Origin of the sequence: Metabacillus endolithicus, assembly GCF_023078335.1 — a bacterium.
Classification (GTDB): domain Bacteria; phylum Bacillota; class Bacilli; order Bacillales; family Bacillaceae; genus Metabacillus; species Metabacillus endolithicus.
In genome coordinates this window covers 2,942,787-2,960,373 of the sequence record NZ_CP095550.1, presented here as the reverse complement: position 1 = coordinate 2,960,373, position 17,587 = coordinate 2,942,787, and the positions used below count along the sequence as shown (strand labels likewise).

The 17,587-nt window shown below is 37.2% G+C and carries 13 protein-coding genes and 2 pseudogenes; 3 read left to right on the top strand and 12 right to left on the bottom strand.

Annotated elements, in window-relative coordinates:
- Positions 1-514 precede the first annotated feature (514 nt).
- A complete protein-coding gene (locus MVE64_RS15200; RefSeq protein ID WP_247339252.1) occupies positions 515-934 on the top strand; it encodes a hypothetical protein in 420 nt (139 codons plus the stop codon).
- A gap of 54 nt (positions 935-988) precedes the next feature.
- Here the strand turns inward: MVE64_RS15200 and pruA are convergent, their stop codons facing one another.
- The 8 genes and pseudogenes from pruA to MVE64_RS15160 form a co-directional block, all read right to left on the bottom strand.
- A complete protein-coding gene (gene pruA / locus MVE64_RS15195; protein ID WP_247339250.1) occupies positions 989-2,536 on the bottom strand; it encodes an L-glutamate gamma-semialdehyde dehydrogenase in 1,548 nt (515 codons plus the stop codon).
- A 187-nt stretch (positions 2,537-2,723) separates the two neighbouring features.
- Positions 2,724-3,914: a CamS family sex pheromone protein gene (locus tag MVE64_RS15190; protein WP_247339248.1), complete on the bottom strand. Its 1,191-nt coding sequence runs from the start codon at positions 3,912-3,914 to the stop codon at positions 2,724-2,726.
- A gap of 46 nt (positions 3,915-3,960) precedes the next feature.
- Positions 3,961-5,981 (bottom strand): annotated as a pseudogene (ligA, locus tag MVE64_RS15185) (NAD-dependent DNA ligase LigA).
- A gap of 50 nt (positions 5,982-6,031) precedes the next feature.
- Positions 6,032-8,261 (bottom strand): annotated as a pseudogene (gene pcrA / locus MVE64_RS15180) (DNA helicase PcrA).
- A gap of 81 nt (positions 8,262-8,342) precedes the next feature.
- Positions 8,343-9,035 carry a heptaprenylglyceryl phosphate synthase gene (gene pcrB / locus MVE64_RS15175; RefSeq protein WP_247339246.1) on the bottom strand — a complete coding sequence of 231 codons (693 nt, stop codon included), beginning with the start codon at positions 9,033-9,035 and terminating at the stop codon, positions 8,343-8,345.
- Between the two features lie 183 nt (positions 9,036-9,218).
- Positions 9,219-9,530 (bottom strand): YerC/YecD family TrpR-related protein, encoded by a 312-nt coding sequence (locus MVE64_RS15170; protein ID WP_098797700.1) that lies wholly within the window; start codon positions 9,528-9,530, stop codon positions 9,219-9,221.
- Positions 9,531-9,554: 24 nt separating this feature from the next.
- The gene (locus MVE64_RS15165) at positions 9,555-10,607 is read right to left on the bottom strand and encodes a DUF3048 domain-containing protein (RefSeq protein ID WP_247339244.1); all 1,053 of its coding nucleotides are present in this window, start codon (positions 10,605-10,607) and stop codon (positions 9,555-9,557) included.
- Between the two features lie 38 nt (positions 10,608-10,645).
- Positions 10,646-12,388: an adenine deaminase C-terminal domain-containing protein gene (locus MVE64_RS15160; protein ID WP_247339242.1), complete on the bottom strand. Its 1,743-nt coding sequence runs from the start codon at positions 12,386-12,388 to the stop codon at positions 10,646-10,648.
- A 117-nt stretch (positions 12,389-12,505) separates the two neighbouring features.
- Here MVE64_RS15160 and MVE64_RS15155 point away from each other — a divergent pair, with 117 nt between their 5' ends.
- The gene (locus MVE64_RS15155) at positions 12,506-12,784 is read left to right on the top strand and encodes a YgaP family membrane protein (RefSeq protein ID WP_176551100.1); all 279 of its coding nucleotides are present in this window, start codon (positions 12,506-12,508) and stop codon (positions 12,782-12,784) included.
- A gap of 71 nt (positions 12,785-12,855) precedes the next feature.
- Positions 12,856-12,957 (top strand): EYxxD motif small membrane protein, encoded by a 102-nt coding sequence (locus MVE64_RS27780; protein WP_331275793.1) that lies wholly within the window; start codon positions 12,856-12,858, stop codon positions 12,955-12,957.
- Here MVE64_RS27780 and purD read toward each other — a convergent pair.
- The 4 genes from purD to purM form a co-directional block, all read right to left on the bottom strand.
- Positions 12,938-14,206, bottom strand: a complete 1,269-nt coding sequence (purD, locus tag MVE64_RS15150) for a phosphoribosylamine--glycine ligase (protein WP_247339237.1) — start codon at positions 14,204-14,206, stop codon at positions 12,938-12,940. The two genes, MVE64_RS27780 and purD, sit on opposite strands and share 20 nt — an antisense overlap.
- A 152-nt stretch (positions 14,207-14,358) precedes the next feature.
- A complete protein-coding gene (gene purH / locus MVE64_RS15145; RefSeq protein WP_247339236.1) occupies positions 14,359-15,897 on the bottom strand; it encodes a bifunctional phosphoribosylaminoimidazolecarboxamide formyltransferase/IMP cyclohydrolase in 1,539 nt (512 codons plus the stop codon).
- Between the two features lie 19 nt (positions 15,898-15,916).
- Complete coding sequence (gene purN / locus MVE64_RS15140) at positions 15,917-16,483, bottom strand: phosphoribosylglycinamide formyltransferase (RefSeq protein WP_247339233.1); 567 nt, start codon at positions 16,481-16,483, stop codon at positions 15,917-15,919.
- Positions 16,483-17,520 carry a phosphoribosylformylglycinamidine cyclo-ligase gene (purM, locus tag MVE64_RS15135; protein WP_247339231.1) on the bottom strand — a complete coding sequence of 346 codons (1,038 nt, stop codon included), beginning with the start codon at positions 17,518-17,520 and terminating at the stop codon, positions 16,483-16,485. Before purM ends, purN begins: the two co-directional genes overlap by 1 nt.
- Between the last annotated feature and the right edge of the window lie 67 nt (positions 17,521-17,587).

The following is a 17,587-nucleotide window of genomic DNA, read 5'->3' as shown; positions in this document are numbered from 1 at the left end:
TGCCACTAATGCTAACATTGGGACAAATAACCAAAACCACGTTGCTCCAGATAATGCATGTTCCATGAATGCTTCACCTCCTAAATGAGCTATCACCAAATCCTTATGCAGGCTTATGCAATTTCATGATGAATGAATAAAATAGTTTAATAGGACAACCAAACGCAAAACTCGTATAATATCGTAACATAGTTTGACAAACCGAACAAATTTTCCGATTGTAACAAAAATGGAAAATGAATAAATATTCACAAAAACGTATCAAATAGGCAAAATATCCTACTATAGATTATATCTATTCATAAAAATTTATAAAATTAAGTTCGCAAAACTCGAGGTTTTGCACATGATTTTTGATGAGAATTGTCTATCCTATTTCTAATTTAGTTAGATTTATAGAAGAAATTTTTTCATTTTTTTCTTATTTCTAAATGGGACTTTTTTGAATTTCTGGAGGAAACTCTCCATTCGTGATAAAATTGGACAAGGATAATTTCCGTCAGGAGTGATAGCATTGAAAAAATTTTTAATTGGCTTTGGTGGGTTATTAATCCTGCTTGGAGCAGGCGGCATCATAAATCATGTATCCATGGCATTTAAAGCTGTAGAGGAAGAAAGAGAGATGTACGGTGGCTCTGTTCAATTTATGCTGTTACAATTGATCGGCTCCCTTGGACCATATTTAACTTGTTTAGTTGGTGGCGGGATCATTATTGCCCTTGCTGCGTTTATTATTGAGTACCAAAAGCGTAGTGAGCTTACCTCTGAACTTATTAGAACTCTTTCAACACAAAGACTAGCCCCTATAGAAGAAACAAGAACGACCAACAAAGAATTACAGCCACAGGCTAAAGAGCAAAAAGATGAGACTGAGGAATATGAACTCTATCCCCAACAAGAGAGCCGAGAAGAACGACTTTATTGGAATGGATAATAATATAGAAAATAACAAGGGGCGTCCAGTAGAAGTGGACGAGCCCCTTTGTTTTTATAACATTTCAGAAGTTGTTTTTGCTTGCATATGAAGAAGTAAATAATCTGGTCCACCTGCTTTAGAATCTGTTCCAGACATATTAAATCCACCGAACGGTTGATAACCAACAATGGCTCCTGTACAGCCACGGTTAAAATAAAGATTGCCAACATGAAAATCTTCTCGCGCCTTTTCAATGTGCTCTCGATTATTTGTAAGCACTGCACCTGTAAGACCATAATCAGTGTTATTAGCAATTTCAAGGGCATGATCAAAATCCTTAGCCTTACAGAAAGCAACAACAGGGCCAAAGATTTCTTCCTTCATAAGCCGCGCATTTTCATCTACGTCGGCAAACACTGTCGGCTCAATGAAATAGCCCTTTGAATCATCACCTTTTCCTCCGGCTACTAAACGTCCTTCTTCTTTTCCAATCTCAATATAACTCATTATCTTATCGTAGGCTGCTTGATCAATAACAGGTCCCATATACACGGAACGATCTTTTGTTTCGCCTACTGATAGATTTTTAGTTAGTTCAATCACTCGATCTAATACAGGTTGGTATACATCTTCAAGAATGACTGCACGAGAACATGCAGAACATTTTTGTCCGGAAAAGCCAAATGCAGATGCCACAATGGATTGTGCAGCCAATTCTAAATCAGCTGACTGATCAACAACTATTGTATCTTTACCACCCATCTCGGCGATCACACGCTTGAGCCATTTCTGCCCTTCATGTACTTTGGCCGCTCGTTCATAAATTCTCACACCTACATCTCTAGAGCCTGTAAAGCTAATGAATCTAGTACAAGGATGATCCACTAAATAGTCACCAACTTCTGAACCACTTCCAGGTACATAGTTAACAACACCAGCAGGTAAACCAGCTTCCTCTAGAACCTCAATAAACTTTGCTGCAACAACAGGTGTTGTACTTGCAGGCTTCAATAATACTGTGTTACCAGAAACAAGAGCTGCTGCTGTCATTCCTGCCATAATAGCAAAGGCAAAATTCCATGGTGAAATCACGATACCAACACCAAGTGGTATGTAATTAAATCGGTTGTATTCAATTGGGCGACTTTCTACAGAAATACCATCTTTTAAATCTAGCATTTGCCGTCCGTAATATTCCATAAAATCAATGGCTTCAGCTGTATCAGCATCCGCTTCATTCCATGGTTTTCCTACTTCTTTTATTAATAATGCGGAAAACTCATGCTTACGTCTGCGAACAATAGCTGCTGCACGAAATAAAATATCCGCTCTCATTTCAGGCTTTGTTTTACGCCATGTGTTAAATGTTTGATCCGCAATTTGCATCGCTTTCTCTGCATGTTCCCTCGTTGCCTTTGAGACGGTACCTATTACTTCTTGCTTATTGGCCGGATTCACTGAAACGATCTTATCGTTTGTAGAATAGCGCTTTCCACCAATCACTAAATCATAATCATGATTCAAATAAGATTGAACAACATTAAGGCCTTCCTCTAGCGCCTGTTTATTTTCTTCCACAGAAAAATCAGTAAACGGTTCGTGCTTGTAAGGTACTACCATATTCCTTCGCCTCCTAGGGGAAATATTTGAAATCTCTTAGACCAAAAAAGAATAGTTAAAAACATTTCCATGTCTTTAACCATTCATGCTTCATTCGTATGCAGCCAAATATATAGAAATGATTAATACCTCAAATCTAATGTTAAGCAGAAAAAAACAAGCTAAGAACGAATCTTAGCTTGTTTTTTTATTTATATATATGAACTGTTGGAGTTTCCTGATTTGGTTCTTTTAGAACAAGAGCTTCTTGTCCAGAGTTGGACATGATATTCACTTCAAGAGAAATGTAATCTGGGAAGTAATCCATGACCTTTCCTGTAACAAATTGAGTAAAAGCAACAACCTCGGCTTTTCCATAAAATTGCATTGGAATTTCAATATCCAGGTAGTTTAACTCCCCATTTTTATAGAAAGCTTTTCCGATAACCCCAGTGTAATTAGGGAAAAACTCTTCAATATCCTGTTTAAATCGATTAAACATTTGCGCATCATCACGGTAAGCTTTCGTTCCCTCTGTTGATGGGAAAAAGTAGTATTCTTCATCTATTTCTTCCCATTTCGCTAAAGAATTACTACCTTGTTTTACGACGTTTTTAGCAACAAAGTTACCAGGTACAATCGAGGATTTTTCTTCTTGTTCATATAAAGCAAACACAATTGGAACATTTTCTAATCCTTTTGTTTTTCTCACTCGATTAATAACTTCCTGCGCTATTTCGTTTCCTTTAGATAGAATTTCTTCTCTACTTATTTTGTGCTCTCTAGCATATCCGTCTTCTTGTTTAAAATAGTAAACAGAATTCATCGCTAATCCGATCACAACACCTCCTAATTCAACTGTATCATCATTACGAATTAAGTAGTTATGCTCAAGCATATGAGCTAAATAAATTGGGTTTTCTTTATTTTTTTGTTCCAGATTGTCATTTCCCTCAGGAAGTGCTGGGTTTAAGCCAAGCTCCACATATTCTTTTTCATCTTCTTTGGCTGCAGCTTGTGCTTCTTCTAGTGCTTTTCCGGTTAGCTTTCTTTTTAACCAGCTGTTTATTACATCACCTTTTAAATACTGTCCCTCTTGGTATAGATATTCCTTTTCAGTTGGGAATGTATCCTGCGCTACTCTCATTAATCCCGTTTCAAATTCATCTATATCCAAGCGTGTGTTTAACTGCTGTGAAACTAGTCCTCTCGCTTCCCCTGACTTGAAAGGCAGTATCATTTTGTAGTACGAATCTGAAATATTATATTTAGGGATGATCGCTTTTTCCTTTGATTCATCCTCTGTTTCCTGCACGATTTCCTCTTGCTCTCCAAAGTTAGGTGCACAGGCAGTTAATAGAAACATGCTTGTTAACACCATAAATAGTTTCTTTTTCAATTTAAGTCCACACCTCTTATTTTATACATTTCGTTAGGACTGTTTGTTATGATGACTGACTCTCGTTATCTAATTCTTCTACTAGTCTGTTTTCATCCCATACTTCTATCTTTAAATCTTCTGCTTTCTTGAGCTTGCTTCCTGCTGCTTCGCCTGCAATGACAAGATCAGTGCTTTTACTAACACTTCCTGTAACTTTACCACCTAAGGCTTCAATTCTTTCTTTTGCTTCATTTCTTGATAATTGCTCTAGCTTCCCTGTTAGGACAATTGTTTTTCCAGCAAAATATGAGTCACTATCCTCGGCTTCACTAGCTTTGGTCCTTTATAGGCTGTATTAACACCTAGTGACTGAAGCTCACTAATAAGATGCTGCACATCAGGATTTTGGAAGTATGTTGTAATGGCATCTGCCATTTTTTCACCAATTTCATTTATGGCTACTAATTCTTCCAAAGTCGTTTGTTGAAGATTTTCAATTGTCTCATATTGCTGCGCTAAAGTTTTAGCTGCTTTCGCCCCAACATGACGAATTCCTAACCCAAAAAGCAGTCGTTCAAGAGAATTCTCCTTCGATTGTTCAATCGCATGTAATAAGTTGTCTGTTGATTTTTCACCCATTCTTTCAAGCTCAAGTAATTGTTCTCTTGTTAGACGGTATAAATCAGCAACATCTTTAATTAACCCTTCTTGGAACAGCTGAGCAACAACACGTTCTCCAAGACCGTCAATATTCATCGCATTTCTAGAAACAAAGTGAATTAGGCCTTCTTGGATTTGAGCTGGACATTGCGGGTTAATGCAACGTAGAGCAACTTCTCCTTCAATTCGAACAAGCTCACTTTCACAAGCAGGACAATTCGTTGGCATAGTAAAAGTTTGTTCTTCTCCGGTACGTTGTTCTACTAACACATTAACAACCTCAGGAATAATATCACCTGCTTTTTTCACAACAACTGTATCACCAATTTTGATATCTTTTTCTCTAATCAAATCCTCGTTATGAAGAGAAGCACGTTGAACCGTTGTGCCCGCAACTCGGACAGGTTCTAAAATAGCAGTTGGTGTGATCACACCTGTTCTTCCTACACTCAATTCAATATCTAACAGCTTCGTTGTGACTTCTTCTGCAGGAAACTTATAAGCAACAGCCCAACGAGGACTTTTTGCTGTGAATCCTAATTCATCTTGCTGCGCTAGAGAGTCCACCTTTATCACAATACCATCAATATCATAAGGTAAAGATGCTCTTTTTTCTTGAAGGTTTTCAATAAGAGTGATAACTTCATCAATGCTTTCACATTTTCTTCGCTCTTTATTTGTTTTAAACCCTTCTTTTTCTAGAAAATCTAACGCTTCGCTATGTCTGTCAATACCTGTTCCACCTAAGTCCGCAATGCTATAAACAAAGATGTCCAAATTTCTTTTCGCAGCAATTTTAGGATCAAGCTGTCGGATAGATCCAGCAGCTGCATTTCTCGGATTCGCAAACGGCTCCTCTTCAAGCTGTAAACGGAGCTCATTTAATCGTTCAAAGGAAGCCTTTGGCATAAATACTTCTCCACGAGCCTCAAGAGAAACATCTGTTTTAAGTCTTAGTGGGATAGATCGAACTGTTTTTAAGTTTTCTGTAATATCCTCACCTGTTGTTCCATCTCCTCGTGTTGCTCCTTGAATGAACAGCCCATTTTCATAGCGAAGAGAAACGGCCAAGCCGTCAATCTTCAATTCCACAACATATTGAACATCACCACCAACAGCTTGTCTTACTCTGCGGTCAAAATCACGTAAGTCTTGGTCATTGAAGGCATTTCCAAGGCTAAGCATTGGTGTTCTGTGCTCAACCTTTTGAAAAGACTCAAGCACACCACCGCCTACTCTCTGTGTTGGTGAATCTGGCGTTTTCAGTTCTGGGTACTCTTCCTCAAGTTTTGAAAGTTCCTGAATAAGCCGATCATATTCTGCATCTGAAACGCTTGGTTGATCAAGTATATAGTATTCATAATTATATGTGTTTAATAACTCATGAAGCGCATGAGCTCTCTCTTGTGCTGATTGTTTATCCATTAAGATATCCAATCCTTTCTACCGGAAATTGGTTTCTAGGTTCTATATTATTAAACCCGATTAATAGGTGCAAATGCAGCTAATAGTCGTTTTATGCCGACTGGGCTTGGAAAAGCAATATCTAATTCCTTTCCTTCTCCCGAGCCTTTTACACTTACAACTGTACCAATTCCCCATTTTTTATGTTCAGCTTTATCACCAACAGCCCAAGAAATAGCTTCTCCTCCTGTTGATGAAGGTGTGACTACAGGTCGAGATACCGGTGGTCGCTTTTCTTGACGTTCTTGGCGACGAGCTGCACTAAAGGAAGAAACAGATTTCTTTGCTTGTTCATTCAAGTTTTCAATTAATTCACTTGGAATTTCTCTAATAAAACGAGATTCTGGATTCATATTTGTTTTACCAAATAACGTACGCATTTGGGCATTCGAAAGGAAAAGTTCCTGCTCTGCTCTTGTAATTCCAACATAGGCGAGACGGCGCTCCTCTTCCATCTCATCTTCTTCCATTAAGGAACGACTATGTGGGAAAACACCTTCTTCAAGACCGATTAAAAAGACAACAGGAAATTCAAGACCTTTTGCAGAGTGAAGCGTCATTAAGACAAGGGCATCACTTTGTTCTTGCTCATCTTCATCTAGTTTATCAATATCTGAAACAAGTGCTAAATCAGTTAAAAAAGCAACAAGACTTTTATCTTCATTTTGCTTTTCGAATGTTTGGGTAACAGATAAGAACTCATCGATATTCTCTAAGCGACTTTGTGCCTCTAACGTTTTTTCCTGCTTCAGCATTTCTCTATATTCGCTCTTCTCAATGATTTCTTCTGCAAGCTCTGTTACTGATAGATAATCCTGCATATTCCCAAGATTACGGATCATTTCCCGGAAATCTGTAAGAGCATTGATCACTCTAGCACTCACACCAATTTGTTCAATTTCATCTAAAGCCTGAAAAATCGATAAATCATGAGCGATCGCGTAATTTGCGATTTTATCAAATGAAGTTGAACCTACACCACGTTTTGGCACATTTATAACACGAGCTAAGCTTATGTCATCATCTGGATTAGCAATTAATCGAAGGTATGCTAGTAAATCTTTAATCTCTTTACGATCGTAGAACTTAATGCCTCCAACAATTGTATAATTCAAGTTTGACTTCAGCAGAACTTCCTCAATAATACGAGATTGAGCATTCGTACGATATAAAATGGCAATGTCAGAAAGCTTTCTTTGACCTGAATCAACTAACTGCTTAATCTTTCCTGCAACGAACTGACCTTCTGCCGATTCACTGTCAGCACGATAATAGGTAATTTTGGAGCCAGGCTGATTCTCAGTCCATAGATTTTTTGCTTTACGGTTTGAGTTTTGTTTGATCACTTCATTTGCTGCTTGTAGGATTAACTGTGTAGAACGATAGTTTTGTTCCAGTAAAATCACATTTGCTTGAGGATAATCTTTTTCAAATGAAAGGATGTTCGCAATGTCAGCACCACGCCAGCGATAAATCGATTGATCCGAGTCACCAACAACACAAAGATTTTGAAAACGAGCAGCTAATAGCTTTACAAGCATATATTGAAACTCTATTCGTATCTTGATACTCATCAACATGAATATATTGAAACTTTCGTTGATACGATTCCAGTACTTCTGGTACACGTTGAAATAATTGAATAGTGGTCATAATGAGGTCATCAAAATCTAGTGACTGGTTTTTACGTAGCTTCTTTTGATAATCTTTATAAATATCACTAACAATTTGTTCATAATGACTTCCCGCTTGTTTTTCAAATTCCTCAGGTGTAATCAGTTCATTTTTGGCACTACTAATGGACCCTAGTAAGCTTCTAGGATCATGTTTTTTCGGATCAAGGTTTTTCTCTTTTAAAATGGTTTTAATAACCGACAATTGATCTGTCGTATCAAGAATAGAAAAGTTACGATTAATTCCCATTCTGTCACTATCTCGACGTAAAATTCTTACACACATGGAGTGAAACGTTGAAATCCAGATTTCATCTCCGCCAGAACCAAGAATTCCTTGAATTCTCTCTCTCATTTCTCTTGCTGCTTTATTTGTAAACGTAATCGCTAGTATATTCCACGGAGCTATTTGCTTTTCTGTCATTAAATAAGCAATTCGATGAGTTAGTACTCTTGTTTTTCCACTCCCGGCTCCAGCCATAATCAATAAAGGACCATCTGTTGTTTTTACCGCTTGTTGTTGCCTATCATTCAAACCTTCAAGTAACTGATTTGATAAAAATTGCAACCAATCCACCACCCTATTCTAAAACATATGTTCTATTTTATCGTCATTTCTATTATCATTCAATAATGCTAAAGGAGAATTTTATTTTGCTTCTTTCACTGCATCAACCGTTTTTAGTGCTGACTTTAAGTCATCATAGATAACATTCCCTACAACCACTACATCAGCATATTTAGCAAAGTTTTTAGCTTCTTCCGGTGAGGTAATTCCTCCACCATAAAATAGCTTTGTATTGGTAAGTACCTTTTTTGTTGCTTCAACAACAGCAAGGTCCCCTAACATCCCACTGTATTCCAGGTAAAAGATTGGAAGATGAAACAGATTTTCCGCTACACGGGCATAAGCTTTTACATCTTCAATCGAAAGCTCAGTATTAGCATCTGTTAAAGCTGCAGCCTTACAATCTTGATTTAGGATGCAATATCCTTCTACAATAATTTCATCCCAGTTCATGACATCTCCATATTCCTTCACAGCTTCTTGATGAAGGTCCATCATCCATTTCGTTTTACGACTATTTAAGACTGTTGGAATAAAATATAGATCAAAACCAGGAATAATAGATTCTGTTGTGGAAACCTCCAACACACAAGGAATAAGATAACGGCGAACCCGGGACATTAGGTTTAACACATTTTCTTCTGATATATTATCACTTCCACCAACTAAAATCGCATCTGTTCCAGACTCACATATTTTTTCTAAATCTTCATCACTTATATCTTTATCAGGATCGAGTTTAAAAACATGTTTCCACTCGGTAATATCATACATTACAGGACTCCTCCATTCAAAAACATCCATTTCCCTATTATAACAAATTACATGAAGGCAAAAAACTTAAAAGGGGAGGAAGATACTTGAAGATTAGAAAACTAAGGCTTTCACCAAGTCTAATGGCGAAAGCCTTAATTTTTAGTAAAAAATAAAAGCACCGTTATAATCGGTGCTTTCACTTTATTCTTCTTCTATTTCCTTTTCTCCATGAACACGTTCAAGAGCCATTGTGTAAGCATCATTTCCATAATTTAAGCAACGTTTAACGCGGGAAATCGTTGCTGTACTTGCTCCAGTCTCTGTTTCAATTTTATGATACGTATATCCATCACGCAGCATTCTAGCTACTTCAAGTCGTTGTGCAAGTGATTGGATTTCGTTTACAGTACATAAATCATCAAAGAAACGATAGCATTCCTCTAAATCTTTTAATGACAAAATAGATTGAAAAAGTTGATCTAATTCTTTTCCACGAAGCTTTTCTATTTGCATAATCTATTCATTCTCCTTTTACTATTACGATTGAATTAGAAATTGATCCAAAGATGGGACGACATTTACCCATGTTCTTCCCGGCACCATCTTTACAATTTCCCCATCTTTTACCGGTAGAATTCGACCATCATGATTCTCCCATTCTACCTCCTGCATCATACCCTTTTGCAGTAGTAGAGCTTTTCCTCCTGATGTTATGTCGATTGTACGCCTGCCTTCTTTATCAATCACCTTATGTTCCATTTGAACAACAAAGATATTTGTTAGTTCTAGAGAATCTCCACTTTCTAAGTCAACCGTTTCTTCATTTCCACTATATCTTTTATAGGTTTGTTCAGTTTGATTATACTCGTATGTGCTTTGCCATGTTTCAGATTTGTCATATTTTATAACAAACTTGTTTACCTGCTCTCCCTTTATCTCCTTCATTTCTTCCTCAGTAAGAAAATTGAATGGGATAACATCTTCCGTCATTGTATATTGTTTTAACTCTGCACCTTGTAAGATATTGTCCTTTGAGATATATGAATTATGAGGCGCGTTACGATGATCTGCCCTCCAAAAAAGAGTGCCATCGTGTAACATGCCGTTTATATGATCAACCTCATTACTTACAAGCCTCTCTTTTGCCGAAGGACTCCATCCATGGCTAATATATAGGGCATGAAATCCTTTGCTTATATCAATATAATAATCCCTAGCACTTCTAACCGGTCCTATTATATCAGGTACTTCACTTTGAAATACAGCTAAAAACCTTGTAATATTCCCTTCTGCAAGTACTTCATATACAACGTCTGCTTTCGTTAATCCGGATTGCGGCCTCGCTTTAGGATGATTATTAATCATCACAGCAACTGGACGTTGTGTAATATTCTGCTCTTCTGTTGCTATTCCGGTTAGAGGATAGATAACGCTTTCTTCAACTTCAACCTCTGCAACGACTGGTTCATCTTCTTGCTGAACAACATCATCTTTTTTAACAATGCTTTCGGCTTGGTCCTCGTTTTGATTACATGCACTTAAGAAAACAAGTAATGATACGATAACCAATGAATACTTACCCTTAATCAAACTAACACAACCTTATCTTATTATTACACTTTTATATTTTAACGCATTATAGATGGAAAGAGTACCGTTTTTTTCATCACATCAAAAATCCCTCTTGGTGTAATTCGTATATATGGTAAATGAGTGGATGACAGAAATAGCAATGAATGAATAGGATCATCAAAACTGTATCCCCTTTCTTGTAATAAAGAGGTCAATTTTGCTTGCTTATCAATAACATGTGTAAGCTCTTCATTTGAAGCTCCCCCGTTTAATTGAAGAGGCATTTCAAAAATCACTTCATTGTTTTCTGTCAGGACAATACCTCCACCCATTTCCTTCATTCTTTCAAAAGCAGCAAGCATTTCTGTTTTTTGTTTTCCAATGATAATAATATCTCCAGTTGTTGAATAGGAGCTTGCAAAGCCTTGAACATGGTTGGCAAAGCCCTTTATCACCGTATTAATTCGCCACTCACCATTACGGTCAATTAAAGCTAAAAAGCTTTCATCATGTTTTTCGGACAAATCATTTGCTGAACTATCAATAGTAACAGAGTATGGTTCCATGATGACCGCATTTCGCATTTTCATACCTAGTGGCATAGAAAATTGTAGATCGTCCATTGTTAAATCCCATTTAAAATCAACCGGTTCAAGACCATATTGATTCCAATCGACTTCATGGTCCTCTTGTTGAGGAATTCCATCTTGCATGATCCATTTTCCTTTTGTCATGACCGCTATTGGGTCAGGACGGTCTATTGATTCAAGAATATTAAGCGTTGCTACCCTTCCTGGGGCAATAACCCCGATTCTGTCTTCTATTTGATAATATTTTGCAACATTAAAGGCCGCCATATTATAAGCATCAATTGCAGGAACATTGCTATCAAGCGCTATTTCTATACAACGGTTAATCATACCTTTTTCATAAAAGTCAGGGTTGGCTCCATCTGTTGTGTAGTATAAATGATCGTAAGTTGTGAGACCTTCATCCTGAACCTCTTTTATCAGCTTACTTAAGTCTGGTCTTATAGATGATTGCCTTAACGCTGCTGTGTACCCCATTTTTAACCGGTTCATAACATCCTTTCCGGTCATTGATTCATGGTCACTATCAACACCAAATAATTTCATTTTTGTTAATGTATTTTCCGAGGCACCAGGAAAATGTCCTTCGAGCCTTTTACCTTTTCGCTTTGTTTCCTGTAGCCAATAAAGAATCCAATCATCACCATCTCTAAGCTTAGGCCAGCCCGTTAATTCACCACCCTGTAAGACTGAATGATGCTCTAACCATTTTTTCACAAAATCATGTGAAAAGATTTTTTCTTCAGAATGTACTTCTGTTTGTAGATCAAATCTTGCCCACCAATAAAAATGGTAAGGCAACTTATCCATATCATCAATAAAAGTAAGCGCTTTCTTTTTGTTGCAACGTAATAGCAGAAAAAGGTTATCACTTATTAAGGTTGTTGTACCCGTTTGTGACACATACTTTGCTAATGTGTGGGGATTATATAACTGAAATGGATGAGCGTGTGGCTCAATATATCCTGGTACTACCACTTTAGCAGAACAATCAATTACTTCTGTTTCTGTTGTTTGTTCAGGTAAATTGTCTCCCACATAGACGATACGATCATCGTAGATCCAGATATTAGCTTTAATCCATTGTCTTAAATATGAGTTAAGATATGTGACGTTTTTCAAAATTGTTGTAGATGATAATTTGTTCGATAATACATCTATCTGCTTTCGTATTTGACTGTTTTTCCATAGAAATTTTTGTTCGGGCATAAAAAATCCCTCCAATTTTTGTAAGACTATATAAATTCTATGTTAACACAGGAAACTTATTAACGCATTAAAGTTTTATTTCAATTTAATGACAAATATGGGAGGTAATGATTTATTATGGTGCGACCAAATATAGGTATCGTTAATGCTTTAATTCGTATAACATGTGGCCTTTCTGTTTTATCATGGGCTACTTCTAAATATTGTAAAAAGCCATGGAGAGATTCCTACCTTATTGCCATCATCCTAGGTGCAATGAAGGTTGGTGAAGGTATTTTACGCTTCTGTCCGATCACCTATTTATTTGAAAATTCATCATCAACTTTCTTCTTTGATGATGATGAAGAAGATTACTTTGACGATGAAGAAGATGCTGTTACGTACAACCCTTCATAACGACTTTGAAAAATGAAAAATGGGACTGGCCATTAGTAGCCAGTCCCTTATTTAAACAGGAGGTGTATAAAATGTTTTTAGAATATTTAACAGATATGTCTTTTATTCTTATTGCACTAATCGGCGGGATTGTTGCATTACTTTTCGTCTTTATTAAGAAACGCCGTGCTTAATCGCTTTATTGCCAATATCTTTACGATAGAATAAAGCTGGTACAGAAATCTTTTCAACTAACGCATATGCTTGCTCTTGTGCGTCACTAATTGTTTCACCATATCCAGAAACAACAAGCACACGTCCACCGTTATTCACAAACTGATCATCAACTTTCTTTGTTCCCGCATGGAAAATGACTGCCTTTTCATGCTTCTCAGAAAGTTGTCCAATTGGAAGACCTTTTTCATAATCATTAGGGTAGCCTTTTGAAGCTAGTACGACACCAAGAACAGCTTCTTCTGACCATTCTAATTCCACAGGTTCTTCATTCAAAATTGATAATAATGATGATACTAAATCCGATTTCAACCTTGGTAAAACAACCTGAGTTTCCGGATCACCAAAGCGAGCATTAAATTCAATCACTTTAGGGCCATCATTTGTTAAAATAAGACCAGCATATAAAATTCCTGTAAATGAACGACCTTCACTTACAAGAGCCTTTGCAGCAGGCTTCAATATTGTTTCAACTGCGGTATTTACTACTTCATCTGAAATTTGTGGTACAGGAGAATATGCACCCATTCCACCAGTGTTTGGCCCTTCATCATTGTCATAAGCACGTTTATGATCTTGAGCAATGACCATTGGATAAACATTTTCACCCTTCACAAATGCCATTAATGAAAATTCTTCCCCAGCAAGAAATTCCTCAATAACAACAGAGCTTGAAGCATCACCAAATTTTGCATTTTCAAGCATATCTGTCACACTGTCTAAAGCAACATCTAGTGTTTCAGCAACAGTTACACCTTTTCCAGCTGCTAACCCGTCAGCTTTAATAACAATAGGTGCACCTTTTTGTTCAACGTAAGATTTTGCTTCATCTACATTCGTAAACGTTTGATACTCCGCTGTAGGAATTCTATATTTAATCATAAGTTCTTTGGCGAAATTCTTGCTACCTTCAATAAGTGCAGCTTCTTTTCTTGGACCAAATATTTTTAAGCCTTCACGTTCAAAGTCATTCACAATTCCGTTTAGTAATGGAACTTCTGGGCCTACGATTGTTAAATCGATATTTTGCTCTTTTGCAAAGGCAACTAGTGCTTCATTATCATTTTCACTAATAGCTACTCTTGTTGCAAACTCATTCATTCCATCATTGCCAGGTGCAACAAAGACCTCTTCTACAAGATTGCTTTGTGCTGCCTTCCAAACTAACGCATGCTCACGTCCGCCTTGTCCGATAATCAGTACCTTCATGAATACACCCCACATATATTTTATTGCACTTTGATTTATGTTTATCTGCTAAAAGCTATTATCCTCTTGTTAATATCTTGTTCTACAGAAGTTAGATATCAGAGGTTAGAATAGAAGCAATTGGCAAACAGCCAATTGCTAGATTAAGTATTTTAATGTTTAAAATGACGTACTCCTGTGAACACCATTGTAATTCCATATTCATCAGCCATGCGGATTGAATCTTCGTCACGGATTGAGCCACCAGGTTGGATGATTGCTGTTACACCTGCTTTTGCAGCGGCTTCAACTGTGTCTGACATTGGGAAGAAAGCATCAGAGCCCATTGCGCTACCTTGTGCTTTTTCACCAGCCTGCTCGATTGCAATTTTAGCAGCGCCAACACGATTCATTTGCCCTGCACCAACTCCAACTGTCATTTCATCTTTTGCTAATACAATGGCGTTTGATTTTACATGTTTAACAACTTTCCAAGCTAATTTTAAGTCTTTCCATTCATCTTCTGATGGTTCACGTTTTGTTGGGATTGTTACTTCCACATCATCTAAAGATAGTGTGTCTTCATCTTGAACTAGTAAGCCACCGTGAACAGATTGAAGAACTTTTTCAGGCTTAGAAGCAGCTGACACATCAATTGTTAATAAACGTAGGTTTTTCTTAGCTGTTAAAACATCTAATGCCTCTTGACTGAATGATGGGGCAATGACAATCTCAAGGAAGATTTCGTGTAGCTTTTTAGCTGTTTCTACATCAACTTCATGATTCAGTGCAACAATACCACCGAAAATTGACGTTGGATCTGCTTCGAAGCAACGAGTGAAGGCTTCTAATGTTGAAGTACCTACCCCTACTCCACATGGGTTCATATGTTTAACTGCTACTGCAGCTGGCTCTGTAAATTCACGAACAATTTGAAGAGCTGCATCGGCATCTTTAATATTGTTAAAAGAAAGCTCTTTTCCATGAAGCTGCTCCGCGTTTGCAATAGATGCTACTGGAACGAATGGTTTTTGATAGAAAGTAGCATTTTGATGAGGGTTTTCCCCATAACGAAGAGATTGCTTTTTCTCAAATGTATAAGTAACTGTTTCAGGATCTTCTTCACCAACTGTTTTTGTTAAAAATTCTGCAATTAAAGCATCATAAGCAGCTGTGTGTCTGAAAACTTTTGCAGCTAAACGTTGTTTTTGAGCTAGTGATACTTCACCTGAAGCTTTTAGCTCTTCTAAAACAGTACTGTAATCTTGTGGATCAACAAGAACTGTTACATCTTCATGATTTTTTGCTGCAGAACGAAGCATTGATGGTCCGCCAATATCGATATTTTCAATCGCATCTTGAAATTGAACGTCCGGCTTAGAAATTGTTTCTTTAAAAGGATAAAGGTTTACAACAACCATATCGATTGTTTCAATGTTATTTTCTTTTAATTGATCCATATGACTAGGGTTATTACGTACCGCTAGTAAACCACCATGAATGTTTGGATGAAGAGTTTTTACACGACCATCCATGATTTCCGGAAATCCAGTTACTTCAGAAATCCCAATAACATTTAAGCCGTTTTCCTCAAGTAATTTCTTTGTTCCTCCAGTTGAAATAACTTCAACGCCTAATTCAATTAATTCCTTTACAAATGGGACAAGATTCTCTTTATCTGACACACTAACTAGCGCACGTTTCACTGCCATCAATTTTCACCTCTACACATTATTTTGATACTAATTCTTGAATGACTTTCGGATATAAAAGATGTTCAACTTTATGGATTTTTTCTGCAATCATATCTTCTGTATCACCATAAGCAACCTCGACTGCTTGTTGAGCAATAATCGGGCCTGTATCCATTCCTGCATCCACATAATGTACGGTAACACCAGTTACCTTCACTCCTGCACGATAAGCTTGTCCTATCGCATCTTTACCTGGAAAAGCTGGTAGTAAAGATGGATGTATATTCACAATTTTATTTTCGTAAGCCTGTAATAACGTATCCCCAATTAATCTCATATAACCTGCTAGGATAACGAAATCTATTTGGTGATCACGCAAATGAGTCAAAATTTCCTCTTCGAATTGCGCTTTGTTTTCGAAGTCTTTTTGTACAAAACTAAAAACAGGAATGTTAGCTGATTTTGCACGCTCAATGACACCTGCTTTAAGCTTATCACAAAAAACAAAACCAATCTCTGCATCTACTGCACCAAGCTTAACTTGATCAAGGATTGCTTGAAAATTACTGCCATTCCCTGACGCAAATACGGCTATTTTCTTCATTAACGTGCTCCTCCATTAAACGTAACACCAGAACCTTCTACAACACGCCCAATGACATAACCTTTTTCATTGTTAGCTTCTAACTCTTGCATAACATCTTGTAAAAGCTCTTCTTTTACAGCAAGTACAAAACCAATTCCCATATTGAACACATTATACATATCGTCACTGCTTAATTGTCCTTTTTCCTTCAGGAAGTTAAAAATATCAAGCATTGGCCAAGCACCAAGGTCGATTTCAACAGCTGTTTCTTCCGGCAGCATTCTAGGAATGTTTTCAATAAATCCACCACCAGTAATATGAGCCATTCCATCTACTTGATATTTCTTAATTACTTCAAGAACAGGCTTTACGTAAATTTTTGTTGGAGTTAATAATACATCTCCTAAGCTTTGTGTAAACGGTGCATATACCCCATTCAAATCAAGTTTTTGATCTTCAAGGAGAATTTTACGAACTAAAGAAAACCCGTTACTATGAATACCGCTTGATGCGAGTCCGATTAACACATGCCCTGGCTTAATGTTCTCTCCTGTTACAATGTTGTCTTTTTCAACAACACCCACAGAGAAACCAGCAACATCATATTCATCTTCTTCATATAGACCAGGCATTTCCGCTGTTTCTCCACCGACTAATGCACAGCCAGATTGTTCACAGCCATCAGCGATCCCTTTTACAATTTGTTCAATTTTTTCAGGCTTTGCTTTGCCAAGGGCTAAATAATCTAAGAAAAATAAAGGCTCAGCTCCTTGAGCTAAGATGTCATTCACACACATTGCAACTGCATCAATTCCAATTGAATCATGCTTATCAGCCATAAAAGCAAGCTTTAATTTTGTCCCAACACCATCTGTACCTGAAACAAGTACAGGCTTTTTATAATTTAGTTCACTTAAATCAAACATCCCACCAAAGCCACCAAGGCCACCTAATACACCTGTGCGCATTGTTTTGGCAACATGCTTTTTCATTCTTGAAACAGCTTCATATCCTGCTTCTATATCAACACCAGCTTGCTTATAAACGTCAGACATGTGTGTGATCCTCCTTATTAATTCGACAAATTTCGGGTGGTGCCAGGCACCACAAAAACACGTACCG

Excerpts from the sequence above, each read along its gene's own strand:
- pruA (WP_247339250.1), bottom strand. The coding sequence starts at position 2,536 with ATGGTAGTACCTTACAAGCACGAACCGTTTACTGATTTTTCTGTGGAA.
- purD (WP_247339237.1), bottom strand. The coding sequence starts at position 14,206 with ATGAAGGTACTGATTATCGGACAAGGCGGACGTGAGCATGCGTTAGTT.
- purN (WP_247339233.1), bottom strand. The coding sequence starts at position 16,483 with ATGAAGAAAATAGCCGTATTTGCGTCAGGGAATGGCAGTAATTTTCAA.
- MVE64_RS27780 (WP_331275793.1), top strand. The coding sequence starts at position 12,856 with ATGTTTTTAGAATATTTAACAGATATGTCTTTTATTCTTATTGCACTA.
- MVE64_RS15160 (WP_247339242.1), bottom strand. The coding sequence starts at position 12,388 with ATGCCCGAACAAAAATTTCTATGGAAAAACAGTCAAATACGAAAGCAG.
- pcrB (WP_247339246.1), bottom strand. The coding sequence starts at position 9,035 with ATGTATGATATTACCGAGTGGAAACATGTTTTTAAACTCGATCCTGAT.
- MVE64_RS15155 (WP_176551100.1), top strand. The coding sequence starts at position 12,506 with ATGGTGCGACCAAATATAGGTATCGTTAATGCTTTAATTCGTATAACA.
- purM (WP_247339231.1), bottom strand. The coding sequence starts at position 17,520 with ATGTCTGACGTTTATAAGCAAGCTGGTGTTGATATAGAAGCAGGATAT.
- purH (WP_247339236.1), bottom strand. The coding sequence starts at position 15,897 with ATGGCAGTGAAACGTGCGCTAGTTAGTGTGTCAGATAAAGAGAATCTT.
- MVE64_RS15170 (WP_098797700.1), bottom strand. The coding sequence starts at position 9,530 with ATGCAAATAGAAAAGCTTCGTGGAAAAGAATTAGATCAACTTTTTCAA.